Origin of the sequence: Frankia sp. AiPs1 (genome assembly GCF_023716945.1) — a bacterium.
Taxonomy (GTDB): Bacteria; Actinomycetota; Actinomycetes; order Frankiales; family Frankiaceae; genus Frankia.
On the sequence record NZ_JAMQQF010000025.1, the window covers coordinates 1 to 16,438 of the forward strand.

The 16,438-nt window shown below is 71.2% G+C and carries 12 protein-coding genes; 9 read left to right on the plus strand and 3 right to left on the minus strand.

Annotated elements, in window-relative coordinates; genetic code table 11:
• Together ND748_RS05180 and ND748_RS05185 are read left to right on the plus strand one after the other, a co-directional pair.
• Positions 1 to 224: SAM-dependent methyltransferase (locus tag ND748_RS05180; RefSeq protein WP_251744460.1), on the plus strand; the 224-nt coding region annotated here is incomplete at its 5' end.
• A 106-nt stretch (positions 225 to 330) separates the two neighbouring features.
• Positions 331 to 813 (plus strand): universal stress protein, encoded by a 483-nt coding sequence (locus tag ND748_RS05185; RefSeq protein WP_251744462.1) that lies wholly within the window; start codon positions 331 to 333, stop codon positions 811 to 813.
• Positions 814 to 973: 160 nt separating this feature from the next.
• On the opposite strand, the gene ND748_RS05190 is transcribed toward ND748_RS05185, so the two are convergent.
• A complete protein-coding gene (locus ND748_RS05190) occupies positions 974 to 2,047 on the minus strand; it encodes a cation diffusion facilitator family transporter (protein ID WP_374215850.1) in 1,074 nt (357 codons plus the stop codon).
• Between ND748_RS05190 and ND748_RS05195 the strand changes: the two genes are divergently transcribed.
• The 7 genes from ND748_RS05195 (at position 1,964) to fxsT (ending at position 14,287) form a co-directional block, all read left to right on the plus strand.
• On the plus strand, positions 1,964 to 2,140 hold the full coding sequence (locus tag ND748_RS05195; RefSeq protein ID WP_251744466.1) for a hypothetical protein: 177 nt from the start codon (positions 1,964 to 1,966) through the stop codon (positions 2,138 to 2,140). The two genes, ND748_RS05190 and ND748_RS05195, sit on opposite strands and share 84 nt — an antisense overlap.
• A 239-nt stretch (positions 2,141 to 2,379) precedes the next feature.
• A complete protein-coding gene (locus ND748_RS05200; RefSeq protein ID WP_251744467.1) occupies positions 2,380 to 2,631 on the plus strand; it encodes a hypothetical protein in 252 nt (83 codons plus the stop codon).
• Positions 2,632 to 3,133: 502 nt separating this feature from the next.
• Positions 3,134 to 5,812: a hypothetical protein gene (locus ND748_RS05205; RefSeq protein ID WP_251744469.1), complete on the plus strand. Its 2,679-nt coding sequence runs from the start codon at positions 3,134 to 3,136 to the stop codon at positions 5,810 to 5,812.
• A 303-nt stretch (positions 5,813 to 6,115) separates the two neighbouring features.
• Positions 6,116 to 6,820, plus strand: a complete 705-nt coding sequence (locus ND748_RS05210) for an effector-associated domain EAD1-containing protein (RefSeq protein ID WP_251744471.1) — start codon at positions 6,116 to 6,118, stop codon at positions 6,818 to 6,820.
• 143 nt (positions 6,821 to 6,963) lie between these two features.
• Complete coding sequence (locus ND748_RS05215; RefSeq protein ID WP_251744473.1) at positions 6,964 to 8,580, plus strand: hypothetical protein; 1,617 nt, start codon at positions 6,964 to 6,966, stop codon at positions 8,578 to 8,580.
• Positions 8,577 to 9,677 carry an AAA family ATPase gene (locus tag ND748_RS05220; protein ID WP_251744475.1) on the plus strand — a complete coding sequence of 367 codons (1,101 nt, stop codon included), beginning with the start codon at positions 8,577 to 8,579 and terminating at the stop codon, positions 9,675 to 9,677. The genes ND748_RS05215 and ND748_RS05220 overlap by 4 nt, the downstream gene beginning before the upstream one ends.
• Positions 9,674 to 14,287, plus strand: a complete 4,614-nt coding sequence (gene fxsT / locus ND748_RS05225; RefSeq protein ID WP_251744477.1) for an FxSxx-COOH system tetratricopeptide repeat protein — start codon at positions 9,674 to 9,676, stop codon at positions 14,285 to 14,287. The genes ND748_RS05220 and fxsT overlap by 4 nt, the downstream gene beginning before the upstream one ends.
• On the opposite strand, the gene ND748_RS34490 is transcribed toward fxsT, so the two are convergent.
• Together ND748_RS34490 and ND748_RS05235 are read right to left on the minus strand one after the other, a co-directional pair.
• Positions 14,207 to 16,186, minus strand: coding sequence for an HEXXH motif domain-containing protein (locus tag ND748_RS34490; RefSeq protein ID WP_251744479.1), 1,980 nt, complete (start codon positions 16,184 to 16,186; stop codon positions 14,207 to 14,209). The two genes, fxsT and ND748_RS34490, sit on opposite strands and share 81 nt — an antisense overlap.
• Positions 16,183 to 16,362, minus strand: a complete 180-nt coding sequence (locus tag ND748_RS05235) for a hypothetical protein (protein ID WP_251744480.1) — start codon at positions 16,360 to 16,362, stop codon at positions 16,183 to 16,185. The genes ND748_RS34490 and ND748_RS05235 overlap by 4 nt, the downstream gene beginning before the upstream one ends.
• Between the last annotated feature and the right edge of the window lie 76 nt (positions 16,363 to 16,438).

The following is a 16,438-nucleotide window of genomic DNA, read 5'->3' on the forward strand; positions in this document are numbered from 1 at the left end:
CCCCCCCCCCCCCCCCCCCCCCCGCCCCCCCCCCCCCCCCCCCCCCCCCCCCCCCCCCCCCCCCCCCCCCCCCCCCCACGGAGGTCGAGAGCCTGTTCGGTGGGCTGGAGCTGATCGAGCCGGGCGTCGAGCTGGTCCACCGCTGGCGCCCGGCCGCCCCCGACCCGCCCGGCCTCACCGACGCCCAGGTCAGCGTGTACGGCGCAATTGCCCGGAAGCCGTAGCCTCGCCGCGGTTCGCCGCCCGGCCGGCGGTTCGTCGCCCGGCCCGCGTGACGATTGACGGGTCGGCAGGGGCCTGAGCCACTGCCCACGGGGAATCCCTCCAGGCATGCAGCACGTCGTGGTCGGGGTCGACACCCGGGAGTCCGCTCCCGCCGCACTCGTCTGGGCGGTCGACCTCGCCGAGCGGCTGGACGCCGACCTCGACGTCGTCCACGTCCGACCCCTCAGCCCCGCGCAGATCCGCACGATGGTCTCCACGGTGCCCGGCCGGCGCGCGTGCGAGCGGTTCCTCAAGTCCGAGGAGGACGCCCAGACCAGGGCGGCCCGCATGCTGGCGGACCGCACCCTCGCGGCGAGCCCCGTGCGCTGGCGGTTCCACGTCCGGGCCGGCGATCCCGCGACCGAGCTGCTCGCCGTCGCCGACAGCATCGACGCCTACGCGATCGTCATCGGCACCCGCCATGGCGGCGCCGGCGTCGCCCTGGAACGGCTGCTCACCGGCTCGGTCTCCCACCGCACGATCCACTGGACGCGCCGGCCCGTCCTGGTGGTCCCGACCTTGGTCGACGGGGACGAGGTCGACGAGTGAGGAGTCGAGGGCGATGAAGTCGAGGTCATCCGCCTCGACCCCCGAGCCGCGCCCCGTGTCGCGCCCCATCTCAGCCACGCGGCCAGACGCCACGGAACGTGACCGTGGGATGGGAAGGGGGCCCTCCGAGACACGGCGCTGATGGGGCGCTGCGCTCCAGCTAGGCGGTGGTGGCCGCGGGGTGGTGGCGGGCGGGGCTGGTGTGGATCGTGGCGGCGGACAGTCGGCGGATGTGGCGCAGCAGATGTGCCTCCGCGGCGTGGGCGACGTCATGGGCGGCGGTCAGGGTGAGGCCCGCGTCGACGGTGATGTCGGCCTCGGCGCGCAGGGTGTGCCCGATCCAGCGCAGCCGGAGCTCGCGGACGGCCTCGACGCCCTCGGTGTGCAGCAGGGTGCCGGTGGCCTCGGCGACCACGGCCGGGTCGACGGCGTCCATGAGCCGGGCGCCGACGACCCGGGCGGCGGACCGCAGGACCCCGAGGATCGCGGCCGTGATCGCCAGGCCGATCACGGGGTCGGCCCAGTGCCAGCCGGCTGCGACGCCGGCGGCACCGAGCAGGACCGCGAGGCTGGTGAAGCCGTCGGCGCGGGCGTGCAGCCCGTCGGCGACGAGCGCGGCGGAACCGATCTGATGGCCGACCCGGATGCGGTAGCGGGCCACGATCTCGTTGCCGACGAAGCCGACGACCGCAGCCGCGGCGACCGCCCCCAGCCGGTCGACGTGCTCGGGGTGGACCAGCCGGTCGACGGACGCCCAGGCGGCGAACACGCACGACAGCGTGATCATCGCCAGGACGGCGAGGCCGGCGAGATCCTCCGCGCGGCCGAAACCGTAGGTGAACCGGGCCGTGGCCGGGCGGCGCGCGACGGTGAACGCGATGAGCAACGGAACCGCGGTGAGCGCGTCGGCAACGTTGTGCAGGGTGTCGCCGAGCAGCGCCACCGACCCGGACAGGGCCACCACCACCGCCTGTCCGGCCGCGGTCAGACCGAGACCGGCCAGGCTGACCAGCAGGGCGCGCCGACCGGCGGCGTCCGCCTCCAACGCATCGTCGATCTGCTCGGCGCTGTCATGGCTGTGTCCACCGACCATTCCCGAGACACCATGGCGAAACCGCGCCCACCACCCGAACGCGCCACGCTTGTGATCATGGTGCTCTTCATTGTGATCATGGAGAAGCCCGTCGTGGTCGTGGTGGTGGTGCCCTTGATTGTGGCGGTGACCGACTCCCATGCCCGCACCGTAGCCGAAAACGATCAACGCGGCACTGTCGCAGGTGCCATCTCATTGCAGCCGGCTGCCACGCGGATCAACCCCGAGCGGTGAGGGAGTCACGACTTGCCCCGATCTGGCGCGGGACCGGATCATCGATATCGGCTGCGGCACCGGGCTTTACACCCGCCGTGTCCTGGAACTGGTTCGGCAGACCTTCTTGACCGCCGACCCACCGCGCCGCCCGGTTTCGCAACATCTACTGGCTGCGTGACACCAGCACCCATGGACCCGCGAACACCATCCTCGCCGCCTACCAGGAACAGCACCACCTGCCAGAACGGTTCGATGCCGTGCTCACCGAGATCGTCGACCTGACCCGGATCGTCCAGACGCAGGAGGGCCAGCAGACCGGCGCCGCCCTCGGCGTCCTCGCGGTGGTGGGCCTGCCTTTCGGCGCCGCGTTCGCGGTGCTCCAGGTCCTGGGCACGAACTCGGCACTCGGCCTGACCGTCGGCGTGGTCGCCGCCCTCGTCGGTTCCGGCACCCTGCTCCTCACCCGCATCGGCCGCCTTCTCCTCCGCTCCCTGCGCAGCTCGGAGTGATCATCAATCCGGAATGGCTTCATATTTGTCCCGATCCGGCTTGTGCTACGGTGCGATAATTCCTGGTCGCGAAGTCGACACCAGTTCGTCGCAAGCTGCGCGTCGAGCGGCGATACGGTGGCGCACTCCGACGGGCGGTAATGGGGGAACAGCCGGTAACTGCGGCTGACGAGGTGCGGCCTTACACCGGCCGCAGCACGAAAACGGGGGTTTCCATGCACGCGACTCTTCCGCGGTCCATGGACAGGGGATTGCGGAGACGACCGTTGTGACGGCTGCCAGCGCGGGCCGCTCGTCCCGAGGCGGCCGCCGTCCCCGTTCCGACCAGAGGCCGATCTTTCCCGGCATAGCAGACCTGCTCGCACTCATCAATGTGCTGGTACGCAGGCCAGGGCGCGGCGAGGCCCCCGTTACCACTCGGAGGCTGCGGCGACGCGACGGGATACGGCAGGGACTACCGATCTTGTCCCTCGTGGACGAGTATGACGCGAGGATTTCCCCGTTGATCGCGGATTCTCTCGCGGACGCCCGGCCGGGGCGCGTGCCGGTCAGCCGCTACTCCTTCGCGCCGCGGCTTCCGCGTCGGACGCGTTCCGACGACTCTCCGGAGCTGGATGATCCACCTGAGCCGGACGATCCACCTGAGCCGGGTGGTCCGCAGGCCCGCAATGCGGTCGACGAGGTCCTGCCCGTTCTGCGGCGCATGCGCGCGGAGCTCGGTCGGGAAAGCGTTGGGCGCATCCGATTTCCGCGTTACCGGCTTGTCTGCTGGCTGCTCGCCCAGTCGTTCGCCGACGAGGACGCCGACCGGGACCGGGTGCTGCTACGGAGGTTGCGGGAACGGGAGCGCAGCCGCTGGGACGCCTCCGGTGGAGACCCGCCCGACCTCGGCGGGACCGCCGCGAACCTCGCGGTTCAGTGGCTGCGGATCCTCACTCCCTGGGTCTGGTTTCGACTGAAGGTGACCGGCCGGCTGCCCGGGCCGTTCGGCGCGGAGTTCACCTGGCTGCGGGTCGAAGCCCACCGTGCGCGCAACGGCCCCGAGTCCGTCCTCGCCTTTGCCGAACGGCTCTGTGCGACCAGCCCCCAGAACCGCGCTGTCCAGGAGTTTCACGCGAAGCTTCTGATCGGCGCTTTCCTGGTGGATCTGCGTCAGGCGTACCGGCGTCGGCGCCTGCGCGCGCTGCGTCGGACGGCCTATCCGGTGGCCCTGCTGGATGGCGTCGACGGGGGTAACGGTGGATTCCGTTTCCTCGACCTGCTCAGTGACGTCCGCAACGAGACGGCGCAGTTCGATCCGTTGCTCGTCATCGCGGTCAGTGATTCGGTGCCCCCGCGGCTGCGGGGGTGTTCCCTCGAGGACCCCTCCCGGCCGGCCGGAACCGACGCGCCCCTGCAGAGCTACGAGGACTGGAGCGGGCGCCTGGCCAATGACAGCAGGGAGAGCCTGTCGACGGCCTGGTACCTGTCCTTCGTCATCCCGGTGCCGCTTCCCTATCCCGACGACGGCGCGCCCGGTGCGGACACCCTGCAGACCAGGTATTTCCTGGAAACCCGGAATGCGCTCGCGAGAGCGCGAAATTTCACCCTCGACCCGCCGCCGCTGTGGTCTCGACGGTGGTTCATCCGCGTCGCCGCCATCCTGGTTGTGGCGGGAGTCGCGCTCGGTATCGGGCTTCCTCTGCAGGTCTCCGATCAGAGTGACGCGCGCCGGCGTACCGGCGACGCGCGCTGGCGCACGGCGCACTGCGGCCTCGACCGCGACAACCCCGACGCGGCTACGCTGAATCTCATCGGCGTTGAGTGCATCGGCCTGAGTGAATACGGCTACGCCTTCAAAGATCCGGATCGCACTCTCGTCCCGGTAGAACAGATGATCTACAAGCAGAATCGCGATGCGGGAGATCAGCATCTCCTCAATCCGTCGCGTCCCTATGCCTCGATCGTCTACATGCTGGGGCTGACCTCGAGCGGGCCGCCCGCCGGCTCGTTCACCTCGCAGCGGGACCAACTCCTCGGCGTCGCCAGCGCCCAGCACGCCCAGCTCGCCGCAGGTACCCATGACGGACCGCTCACCCGGGTGATCCTGGCCAACGGCGGCGAACACATGCAGCACTCACCGGAGGTCGCGGACATGCTGCGAACGCGGTCCCGTGAGAGCCCACCGATCGTGGCGGTGCTGGGCCTCGATGAAAGCCGCGCCAAGACCGTGGAGGCCATCAGGCAGCTCACCGCCACCGGGATCCCGACGATCGGTGTCACACTTTCGGCGGACCGCATCGCCGACGCCTCGAAGATGTACTTTCAGGTCTCGCCGCAGAACCGGCGGGAGGTCGAGGTCGGGGCAGCTTTCATCAAAAATGAGCTGGCCTCCCGCGCCGGACTGACGCCCGAAGTCCGGATCCTGTACTCGGCGGACCCCAGTGACGACTACAGCAGCAACCTCGCCGCAGACGCGGAGAAGCTGTTCAGCGCCCCGGGCAGCGGATTCAAGGTCGAGGCGGCCCGGGCCTTCGCCCCGGATGTCTCGACGTCCTCGACGCATGTCGACGCCCCGTCGGCGAACGACGTCGGCAAGCAGGCATGTGGTTTCCCGGGGATGATCTTCTATGCCGGGCGGAACACCGACTTCGAGACGGTGTTGCAAGGTATCAACCGGCACTGCCAGTCGGCACCACCGGTCATCGTCGGCGACGATGCGATCTCCCGGTACGTGGCTGACGCGACGAAGCGGCGCGAGTTCCCCGCGCTGCCCTACTACTACCTGTCCTTCTCCGCCGGCAGGGAGCCGTGTGAACCGGATAGCGCCCTCTACGCCGCGCTGAAGACAATTTTCGAGGATGAATGCGCGCTGAACAGCGACGGCTTCCTGGACGGCAGCACCAGCCTCGCCTACGACTCCGTCCGGACCGTCGAGGGCGCGCTGCGCAGCATCGCCGCCAGCCGGGTACCCATCAGCCCCGCCGCGGTGTGGCGGGAACTCAGCGACATCCACGGGGCGAATGCCATCGACGGGGAGGGCGGGTTCATCGACTTCGGTGGTCGCCTCGAGCAGCAGACGCCGACCGACAAGTTCATCGCCGTTATGGAGGTCAACGGCGGCGGCCTGCCACAGAGCCGCGCCTCCTGCGGTCGCAGACACGGCTGGCACGCAGACGCCTGGTGCCCCGTCGGGGACTAGTAGGGAGCGCGAATGGTTGCTCACCTCGCCGCCGAACAGCCAGTCCCCGTCGTCGGACTGCTTGCAGCCGCGGGCGATCGCGTCCGCGCGGGCACCCCCGGGCCGGGTCGTAGCGGGCGCGTTCGCCGGCTTCAGTTCGGGCGGCACGGCCGGCCGGTTCGAAGAGTCCGACGAGGAGCAGGAGGCACTGTGCTCCGGGGTCCCGCCCGGAGCACACGGCCAATTATTACAGAGAGTAATCGCAAAGCTGCGTAGCGAGGGTCAGTGTGTCGTGGACGGCCGGGGGCGGTCCGGGCCGCAGCGGTGGACGTCGGTGGCAGACTGCTTGATGTGCATGGTGGTGACGCCCGGCCCGGGCCGGGACCGGGCCGCGCCGAGATCGACAGGATCGTCGAGGCGGTCGTGGACATCCTGGCCGCTGAGCCGCTGTTTGCCGAGCCCGTGAGCCTGAACATGCTCGCCCGGATGACGGGAGAGCAGCTCGGGTTCCCCCTGCAGGTGCCGAGTGTGTCGTTTCGTCGGCAGTGGCTGCTCGCCTTCGTCGCGGAGTGCGGCGCCAACGACGGCGGCCTCGAGGTCCTGGCCGCGGTCGTCGGGCGCATGGATGGTCGGGGGCGGGTGTACCGGGCGGTCGACCTGCTGGTGCGCGGCACCGGCGGGCGGTCCGCAGCCACGGACGGGCGGTCCGCGGCCACGGACGGGCGGTCCATGGCCGCGGAGGGGCGGCGGCCGAAGCCCCCGTTTCCCGGGCCCGCATCGACGAGCCTGACCGTCGGGGAGGTGACCGCCCTCGCCGACGGCTACAGCGAGCCGGCCGCCGCGCGCCGGGTACTGGAACGCGCCGGGCTTCCGCACCGTCACCAGCCGAGGCACGATCGCAGCGGCGAGGCCTTCTGGTCGGAAGTGAACCGGCTGGTCATCGATGGTGCGTTCCCGGACGGGCGGGTGCGCATTCTTCGGGCAGCCGCGGCCGACTACCCGGCAAATCCCTGGTTCTCCACCGGCTGAACCCGGCCGCCCCGGTCCTCGGCGCTGCTCGTCGGCGATGTGTTTCGGCTCGTCGGTGAGCCTTTGCCGCTTCGTCCGCCGATACCCCGCGATGCATCGGTCGCTTCACCGGTCCCAGCGCGGTAAGTACTCTGAGGACAGAGATGACCCGGGATGGCCGGCTTGCGCACTCCGGGGACTGCTCACTCGGGGGATTGGTGCTGGAGCAGACGGAATGGCCGGGGCGGAGCGGCGAGTTTCGGCTCAGGCTGGAGGAGCAGATCGTAGATCTTCTGGACAAAATGCCCGGGCTCCAGGAGGAATCAAACAGGCGCCTGCTCGCGGCCCGGACGGCGCGAGCTGCCGACGAGTCGCTGCAGGTACCGGAGAATGCGTGGCGTCGCCTGTGGTTCTTCGGCTTCGTGGCGGAGTGCTCCCGCCTGCGGCGAGGCCTGGGCGCGCTGCGGGACAGCGTGCGGGCGTTGATGGGCGAGTCGAGCCTCGCGGCCGACCTCGCTCACCTCGTCGACTGTTGGTACGCCGCGGACACCGCCGTCACGGCCGTCATCCCCTGGCAGGGTTCCACCGCCGGGATGCGCGGCAGCCGCGGCCGGGATATCCGGGTCCTCCCGGCGGGCACCGTGAACGTCTGGGACGAACTGCGTGGCGCGCTCGGCGAATATCTGGCGCTGGACGTGCGGCGTGATTTCCAGGCCGCCACCGGCGACCGCGAGACGGCACCCCCCTGGTACTGCGACACTGCGTGGCAGGTATTCGTCCATCTCGTCAATCGAGGCACCTCCCCGGGGCTTCCACCGCCCCACCTGGTGTTTCTGGACCGGCTCATCCACACAAACCGGCTCGAGCGCGAGGTCGAGCCGCTGGTGGAGGCCTGGGTTCGGGGAGTGGCGACGGAGGACGGCTGCCTGGCCGATCTTGATCGTCTGCGTGAGCGACGGGCGGACGAGCCCGCCGGCCGGTCCCCGGTGCACCTGGTCCTGCGGTTGGAGGGTGCCGGGCCGGCGCCCGACCGCTACGACCTCTCCTGGCGCCTGGAGCGTTACCAGCCGAGGCAGATCGTCGACGGTGGCGCCCGCCACGAACGGTTGGACCGCGACGAGCTCGAAGGCGCCGTGAGCACGGTGGTGCGGCAGGTGGAGCGGATCCTGTCGACCACGCGGGACGACCTCGCGCTCGAGTTCGTCCTTCCCTTCGATCTCCTGCACGTGGAGGTCGAGTGGTGGCGAAAGGAGCAGCGGTACGGAGCCCAGCAGCCGCTGGCGCTTGACTATTCTGTCACCTTACGTAGCCTTGAACGGCAGGAAGAGTCTGAATGGCACCGAGTGTGGCGCGAACGGTGGCAGCACGTCGAACGTCCGGCGGGCACGGTGACGTACTGGTGCAGTTCCCTGACCCCTTTTGACGGGCTCAGCCTGAAGGCCGAATTGCGCGCCAACATGCACCTGATGGTGCTGGTGCTCAGCGGGCCGCCGCGGATCGGCAGCCGCGGGATGGAGGAGCTGCTCGTCGGGCTGTCCGCCGGGATCGCCGGCATCATCTGGCGGCGATCCGAGAACCACCCGGTGGCGGAGACGGACGAGATTTTGCGCGCCTGTCTCAACGACCACGAGACGGCGGACCTACCCCGCGCCGCGCACCGCCTACGGCTGGACTCCCAGCGGGTCGCCGTCCATGCCCGTCACCATCACCTCGGCCGTCAGATCGCGCTCCTATGGGATGATCCGCGGCGAACCGACGTTCCAGGGGGGAACGGTCCGTGAGCACCGAAGACAACGTCGTGACGGAAGCGCCTGGCTGGTGGCTGTTCCGGGGCACCGGTCGCCCGCTGGACCCCGCCGAAAGGGACGCTCGATGGCCCTCGCCGCCGCCGTGGCGCGACTTCGACGGTGGCCCGCTACTGGCACCGCCGGCCACCGACGAGCGGGAGGCCCGGCGAAGACTGGGCAGGACGCCGTCCCCGCTGCTCAAACCGGTACACATATCGCTGGTGAACGCCGCCATCCATCTCCGTCGGCCGCTTCTGGTCAACGGCCCTCCCGGGGTGGGGAAATCCGGCCTGGCCTTTCTGATCGCCAGTGAGCTCGGCCTGGGCAACGTGCTGAAATGGCCGATCACCAGTCGCACCACAATCCGGGACGGCCTGTACGAGTACGACGCCATCGGGCGGGCGCAGGCAGCGGTGCAGGCCCGCGGGGCGCCCACACACCGGCTGGCTCGGGCCCGTCCAGAGGAGTCCACCAGCGGAAATCGTGGCCCGGTCGCGACGTCCATCGGTGAGTACATCCGCCTCGGCCCGCTCGGTACCGCGCTTCTCCCGCAGCGGCTGCCACGAGTGTTGCTGGTCGACGAACTCGACAAGAGTGATTTCGCGTTCGCCAACGATCTGCTCAACATTTTCGAGGATGGTGAGTTCCTGCTCCCGGAGCTGTCCCGGCTGGGTGCCGCGGCGCCCGAGGTCGAGGTCCACACCGCGGACCAGCAGCGGACCGCGGTGGTCAGCGACGGTGTGGTCAGGTGTAAAGCCTTCCCGATTGTCGTGATGACCAGCAACCGGGAACGGGAGTTCTCGCCGGCTTTCCGTCGCCGATGCACCCTGCTGGACCTGCCGCATCCGGATACCGCCGGACTCGCCGCACTGGTCGCCGCGCACTTCCCGGCGGACTCCCCGTCGCGGGCCCAGCTCATCGAGCGGTTCGAGCGGCGTCGCGAGCAGGTCGGCGGTGGGCTGGCCGCCGACCAGTTGCTCAACGCCGCGCATCTCGCCGCGGCCGGCGCGTTCGACGGTGACGAAGCAACCTGGCTCGATCTCCTGGAGGCCGTCTGGCACGAGTTGTCGCCTCCGCTGGGCACCTGGTGAGTGGCGTCGACCGTTCCGGTTCCCCCGCACACGACGAGACGGCGCGAGACGGCGATCCCGCCCGGGAGCTCGCGGAGACGCTGTGGTTGTGGTCCGCGGTGGAGCTGCCCCCGGCCAGCAGCGCGCCGTCCGGGGCGCAGGGTCCGCGACCGGGGACGCCGCCCGTGGACCCGCCGCCCGTCGAACTGCCGCCCGTCGACCCGTCTCCGCTCGACCTGCCCCCGCTCGACCCGTCGGCCGGGGACCCGTCGGCCGGGGACCCGTCGCCACCCGGCCCGCCGTCCGGCGAGCCGCCGCCTGTCGATCCGTCGCGGCCCGACCGGTCCCGATCGCCCTCGGCTCCGTCGGGCTCCACCCCGCCGACCGGCACCCCACCGACCGGCGCCAGTCCGATCGGTGCTGGTCCGATCGGTGCTGGTCCGACCCCGGGTGGTATCGAGGTGGACCTCTCGGTGGTCGATCCGCGCGCCGCCGTGCGCTACCAGGACGGGCGGCCGGCCGCACGCCGCTACCTGGCCGAGCCGCACCCCGAGTCGGCCGTGCCGGACCCGTTGTCGTTTCACCGCGCGTTGCGCGGCCTGTACCGTCTGGTGCCCGCCGTCGACCACTGGGAGTTGGACGAGCCGGCCACGGCCGAGCGGTTCGCCGCGGACCGGCTCGGCGTACCGGTCAGGCGGGCGCGGATGGAGCCGTGCTACGAGATCCATCTCGTGGTCGACGACAGCCCCTCGATGACGCTGTGGCTCGATCTCGTGCCCGGCCTGGCCCGGCTGTTGGAACAGGCCCGGTTCCGGGACGTGCGGGTCAGCTATCTCGACACCTCGGTTCAGCGCCCCGAGCAGGTGGTGTTGCGGGCGACCCGTGGTGGGGTCGGCGCACCGGCGACGGCGAGCCACGTGCCGTCCGGCCGTCAGATCGTCTGGATCGTGACGGACACGCTGGCACCGGCCTGGCGCTCCGACGTGATCGCGCCGGTGCTGCACCGATGGTCCCGGTCCGGTCCGGTCGCGCTGGTCAACCTGCTGCCGGAACGCATGTGGCGGTGGGGCGGCCTGCGGCCGCAACGGGTACGGATGGTGCCGGCCCAGGGCGGCGCCGAGGGTGCACCGCCCCGCTGGGGCTTCACCCGTAGCTGGGATTCCGTGCTCGTCGGCCTGACCCAACGGGAACTGGCCGACGTCCTGCCGGTCCCCGTCCTCGAGCTCGCCCCCGACTGGTTGGCCACCTGGGCCGAGATGGTGAGCGCCGAACCCGCCCGGCCGACCGAGCTGCGTGCGGTGCTGGCCGGGCCCGTCCCGCGCCCGCGTCCACCCGAGCCACCCGAGCCGCCCGGGTCCCAGCCCACCCCGCGGCAGCGGGTCGACCGGTTCCGGCAACAGGCCTCACCGGCGGCCTTCACGCTGGCTGTTGCGCTGGCAGCCGCGCCACTGACGTGGCCGGTGCTCCGGCTGGTGCTGGACATGGTGCCGGCCGCCGGCCGCCGACATCTCAGCGAGGTTCTGGGCAGCGGCGTCCTGGCGCCCGTGCGCGGACCTCGCGGAGACGTGCGGCGGGGACCCCGATCCGCAGCGGAGATCGCGCTGGAGTTCGTGGACGGGGTGCGCGAGGAGCTCCTCGCGCACGGCGAACGGACCTCGGCGCTGCAGGTGTTGCGGGTCGCGGCCGGGGCACTCGGTGCCGAGGTGGACGCGTTGCGGGAGATCGATCTCGTGCTGGCCAGCGAGCGGCCGGAGGAGGTGGGCCTGCCGGTGCTCGTCGAGGCGAACCGCCCCTTCCTGGCCGTCGAGCAGACGGTGCTGGCCAGCGTCGCCGGGCGGTTCACCCGCCGGTCCCGCCGGCTCGGCGCCCTGCTGGGAGCCGTGCCCGGGCGGGAGACGCCGCAACGACCACCATCACCAGTAATTGCTACGGCTAGTGTCCGAGGTATGACCATGGGTAGTGAGATCAGAGATGGACGCCCGCCCGCACCTCGGCCTGATGCAGACAGCGCCGTCCCGCCCGGCCGCGCGGTGGACCCGGGAACCGACAGCAGAGGAGGCAGCGAGCTCGTGACGTCGAGCACCGCGACAACATCGGGGCGAGCGGCGCGGAGCGAGAGCACCGTGCCTGCGGTCCTGGGAGGAGCCGTCCCCCAGCGTAATCCGCACTTCACCGGCCGTGGCGATCTGTTGCGGGAACTCCACCGTCGTCTGGGCGACGGCACCACGGCGGTGCTGCCGGAGGCCCTGCACGGCCTGGGCGGCGTCGGGAAGTCGCAGCTCGCCGTCGAGTACGTCTACCGCTACCAGGCCGACTACGAGCTGATCTGGTGGATACCGGCGGAACACAGCGCGCAGATCGTGCAGGCGCTGGCCGGCCTTGCCCCGGCCCTGCGGCTCGACGCCGGGCTGGAAGCGAACACCGTGGTGCCGGCGGTCCGCGAGGCGTTGCGGATCGGCCAGCCGTATCACCGGTGGCTGCTCGTGTTCGACAATGCGGAGGATCCGAGCCGGATCGTCGAGTACTTCCCGACCCCCGGCGCCGAGGGCCACGTGCTGGTGACCTCGCGTGACTCCCGCTGGGACGCGGTCGCGCGGCCGCTGGAGGTCGCGGTCTTCGCGCGCTCCGAGAGCAGGGCGCTGCTGCAGCGGCGGGACGACACGCTGACCGACGATGACGCCAACCGGCTGGCCGAGGCGCTGGGCGACCTGCCGTTGGCGATCGACCAGGCCGCCACCTGGCGGGTCGAGACCGGCATGCCGGTCGACGAGTACCTGCAACTGCTCGAAACCAAGGCCGGTGAGCTCTTCCGGGAGGACGAGCCGTTCGAGCCCGGCCAGCGCGCCGATCGGTCGGTGACCGCGGCGTGGAGTGTCTCGCTGGACCGGTTGGCTGAGAAGAATCCGGCCTCGCTGCGGCTGTTGCAGGTCTGCGCCTTCCTCGCCCCGGAGGGCATCTCCCGCCAGCTGTTCACCCGCGCGCGCAGCACGATGATCGTGCCGGAGCTCGACGCCGCCCTGCGCGATCCCGTCGCCCTCGGCCGCGCCATCCGGGAGGTCACCCGGTACTCCCTGATGAAGCTGGACCACCGGGCAGGTTCCTTCCAGATGCACCGACTGGTCCAGAAGGTGCTGATCGACCGGATGCCCGAGGCGGAGCGGGAGACCATGCGGCGGGGCGCGCACGCGCTGCTGCTCGCCAGCGACCCCGCCGACGCCGTCAGCCCGGAGAACTGGTCCCGTTACGCCGAGCTGTACCCGCATGTGCTCGCGTCCGAGGCGGTGCGCAGCAGCGACACCTGGGTGCGGGAGCTGTACCTCAACGAGGTGCGATACCTGTACCAGTGGGGCGAGCACCAGGCCGCCCATGCGCTCACCCGCGACGGCTATGCCATCTGGTCGCGGATGCTCGGCCCGGATGACGGCCAGACCCTGCTGATGGCCGGCTGGCTCAGCTACATCCTGTTCGTGATCGGCCGGTTCCGGGAGGCCGCGGAGCTCAACGAGCGCGTGCTGGACGCCTGCCGGCGGGTGTACGGCGAGGAGCACGAGGTCACCCTGGAGTCGCTGGGTGCGGTGGCCGCGGACAAGCGGGTGCAGGGCTCCTTCGCCGAGTCGCTCGTCCTCTCCGAGCTGGTGCACGACCGGTCGGTGCGCATCCTGGGCCCGGACGAGCCGGCGACGTTGACCGCCGCGCACAATGTCACGGTCTCCCACCGGTTGCTCGGCCGTTTCGACAGGGCACGCGAGCTTGCCGTCGAGACCCTGGAACGGCAGCAGGCGCAGCTGGGGGCGAACGCGATCCCGACGCTGATCACGACCAGCGGCATCAACACCGACCAGCGCGAGCTCGGCGAGTATCTGGCCGCCCGCCTCCAGCAGGAGGAGCTGGTGGATCGGTTCCGCGCCGCCTTCCGGGCCCAGGGGGAGAACAGCCACCAGCTGCTGCAGGCCCGGCGCAACCTGGCGGTCGCCCGGCGCAAGGCAGGTGACCACGCCGGCGCGCTCGACGAGTCCCGCGACGTCCGCGTGCGCCTCGCCACCCGCTACGACCTGAACTATCCGGACACCCTCGCCACGTCGCTGTGCATGTCCATGGACCTGCGCCACACCGGCGACCTCGCTCAGGCCCGGGAGCTGTGCGAGGACACCCTGAAGCGGTACCAGGAGGTCCTCGGACCAGGGCATCCACACACGCTGGCGGCAGCGGTCAACCTCGGTGTCACCCACCGGCTGGGCGGCGAGGTCGCGGCGGCCTACTCGATCGACGTCGACGCCGTCGCCGGCCTGCGCGAGTCACTGGGCGAGGACCATCCCTCCACCCTCATCGCGCAGATCAACCTCGCCAGCGACCACTACGCGTTGGGTGCGGTCGAGGAGGCCAGGGAGCTGGACGCCGAGGTGGTGGCGCGCTCGCCGCGGCTCCTCGGCGCCGCGCACCCGACGACCCTGGCCGCGCAGTCCAACCTCGCGATGGATCTGCGCCGGCTGGGCCGGGCCCAGGAGGCCGAGGATCTGCAGACGGCCACGGTGCGCAGGATGGGCGAGGTACTAGGAGTCGATCACCCAGCCACCCGCAACGCCGCCGGCTGGGTTCGGGCGGACTGCGACATCGACCCGATGCCCCTGTGATCGGTCCAGCTGGGCCAGGCCCTCGCGGGCGCTCGACCGGACGCGCAGGTCGCGGCCGAGCCAGCGGGCGAGCTCCAGCCGGGCGGGTGGGTCGACCCGCCCGCCCGCGCTGAGCACCCGGTGCACCGCCCGTACCAGCTCGGGGCGTTCCACGAGGGCGAGGGCGGCGCTGTCGTCCGAGGAGTCCCGGGCGGCGAGCCCGAGGCCGGTCCATGCGTGGGGATCCGCCGGCGCCCGATCGAGGGTCTGCTCGAACCCGGCGGTGGCCGCGGGCGCGTCCCCGGCGAGCCAGGCAAGATCCGCCGGGATCGCCCCGCGAACCTGCCGCCCCAGGTCGGCGGAGCTGGGCGGCCAGGTGCGCGGCGGCCGCCCGTCGTGCAGGAGATGACGAACCAGCACCGCGCGTGCCGCCAGCCCGGCCACCTTCGGATCGGCGGACAGCGACGGCGCCGCGTGCAGGGCGTCCGCCGGCGGCCGCCGGCCGTCGGTCCACGCCTCGGCCAGGTCGGCCACCGCCTCGTCCCGCGGCCGAAGATGGTGCAGCCGCCACCCCGACCGGTGGTCGTCGTGTACCGCCTGGGCCAACCGGAGAACGGCGCCCGGCACGGGCTCGGTCAGCCAGCCGGCCAGCACCGTGGACAGGTTGGCCAGGAACCGGTGACCCAGGGCGGTGAGTTCCGGGCGGTCCAGGACGACGTCGGTGGCCCGGCGCACGCCCTCGCGCCAGAGGGCAAACTCGAAGTGCGCGGCCGCGGCCCGATTTCCCGCCGAAACGACCCGTTGCCGGCGCCAGAAGCGGGTCACCCCGAGGAAGGCGTAAATTCCCTGGAGCACGCCGCCGACCGGTCGCGGGTCATCCCGCCACGGGGTGTAGAAACGCGCGCCGTCTCCCGGCGTGTACAGGTCGACCAGATGTAACAGGGCGCCGAGCTTGGCGTGCTGCATCTCGTGGACGAGGGTCGCGGCCAGCTGGATGTCGCCATCCGGCACGGAAAGCAGGGCACTGCCGAAAGCGTCCCCCGAGGAGGCGCTGCCCGCAAGAAAGCGCGGGGCGGCGGCGGTCGGAACCACGGAACGCAGAAGTTCGGTGACCTCGACGGCCTGGTCTGGATGGTCCCGCGCCAGAATCCGCCACGCGCCCGCGAAGACAGTTCGCCACCGTTCCCGCTCCCCGTCCTGCAGCGGCACCGGCATCGCGGAGTGGACGACGTGCCGGTAAGGGTCCATGTCGTCGACGACCGCTCGTAGCCGGCTGCCGTCGGGCTCGACGGTGATGGTGGACAGCGGCAACCAGGCGGCATCCCGGGCGTCGTCGGCGCAGAACACCTCGTGTTGGGCGGTGACGAGGCGAGGCGGCCGGTCGCCGACCACGAGTTCAGCGGTCTCCCACGGCCCAAGCCCCGGGAGGCGGGCATGCCCGAGGGTGGGAAGCACGACGATGCCGCGCCGTACCGGCAGCAACGTCCGGAACGAGAGGCCGGCCCGGATCGCGGCGGCGGCGGCGATCGCGTGCAGGTGTCCGACCTCCACCCAGAGCGGGGAGTCGTCGAAGCGACGACCACGCAGCCGGCGCAGTGTCAGCGCGGCCCACAGCCCCGTAGCCGGGTAGTCGAGGACGGCCGCCACCTGCGCCGCGTCCGAGCGCTCGGTCTGTACCAGCAGATCCCAGGCCTGGTCGGCGGTCGGCAGCGGTCCGAACGCGTCCAGGCGCCCGCGCACCGTGTCCAGCAGCGTCCGTAACAGCAGGAGCCGTTGACTGTGCTCGGAGGCCCGAAGCTGGCGGAGCACCGCCACGTCTGCACCGCCGGAGGCGAGCGCGTCGAAGTCACGGGCGGCCAGCCGATGCGGGCCGAGCAGGAAACGGTCCGGTGGACTGGCCCGGACCGCTTCCGAGGTCACGAAAGTTTCCCTTGCTTTGAGAAACCGCTGAACCGGTCATTCAGGCCGTCGATGTTTTCTATTATCCGGTCCATCGCGTTTTGTAGCCGCTGGTCGTCGCGGCTGCGAAGCTCGGCGAGGCTCGTTGTGCCGAGATCGACGAGCGCCGACTCGATCAGTGGCTCGGGACCGGGCATGGGAAACTCGCTTTCCGCCGATTCCGCGCGGTGCGGGCGCCCGCGGGTGTGTCCGACACGTCTGGGTGCGCTGTCC

Excerpts from the sequence above, each read along its gene's own strand:
- ND748_RS05215 (WP_251744473.1), top strand. The coding sequence starts at position 6,964 with ATGACCCGGGATGGCCGGCTTGCGCACTCCGGGGACTGCTCACTCGGG.
- ND748_RS05195 (WP_251744466.1), top strand. The coding sequence starts at position 1,964 with ATGGTGCTCTTCATTGTGATCATGGAGAAGCCCGTCGTGGTCGTGGTG.
- ND748_RS05235 (WP_251744480.1), bottom strand. The coding sequence starts at position 16,362 with ATGCCCGGTCCCGAGCCACTGATCGAGTCGGCGCTCGTCGATCTCGGC.
- ND748_RS05190 (WP_374215850.1), bottom strand. The coding sequence starts at position 2,047 with ATGGGAGTCGGTCACCGCCACAATCAAGGGCACCACCACCACGACCAC.
- ND748_RS05185 (WP_251744462.1), top strand. The coding sequence starts at position 331 with ATGCAGCACGTCGTGGTCGGGGTCGACACCCGGGAGTCCGCTCCCGCC.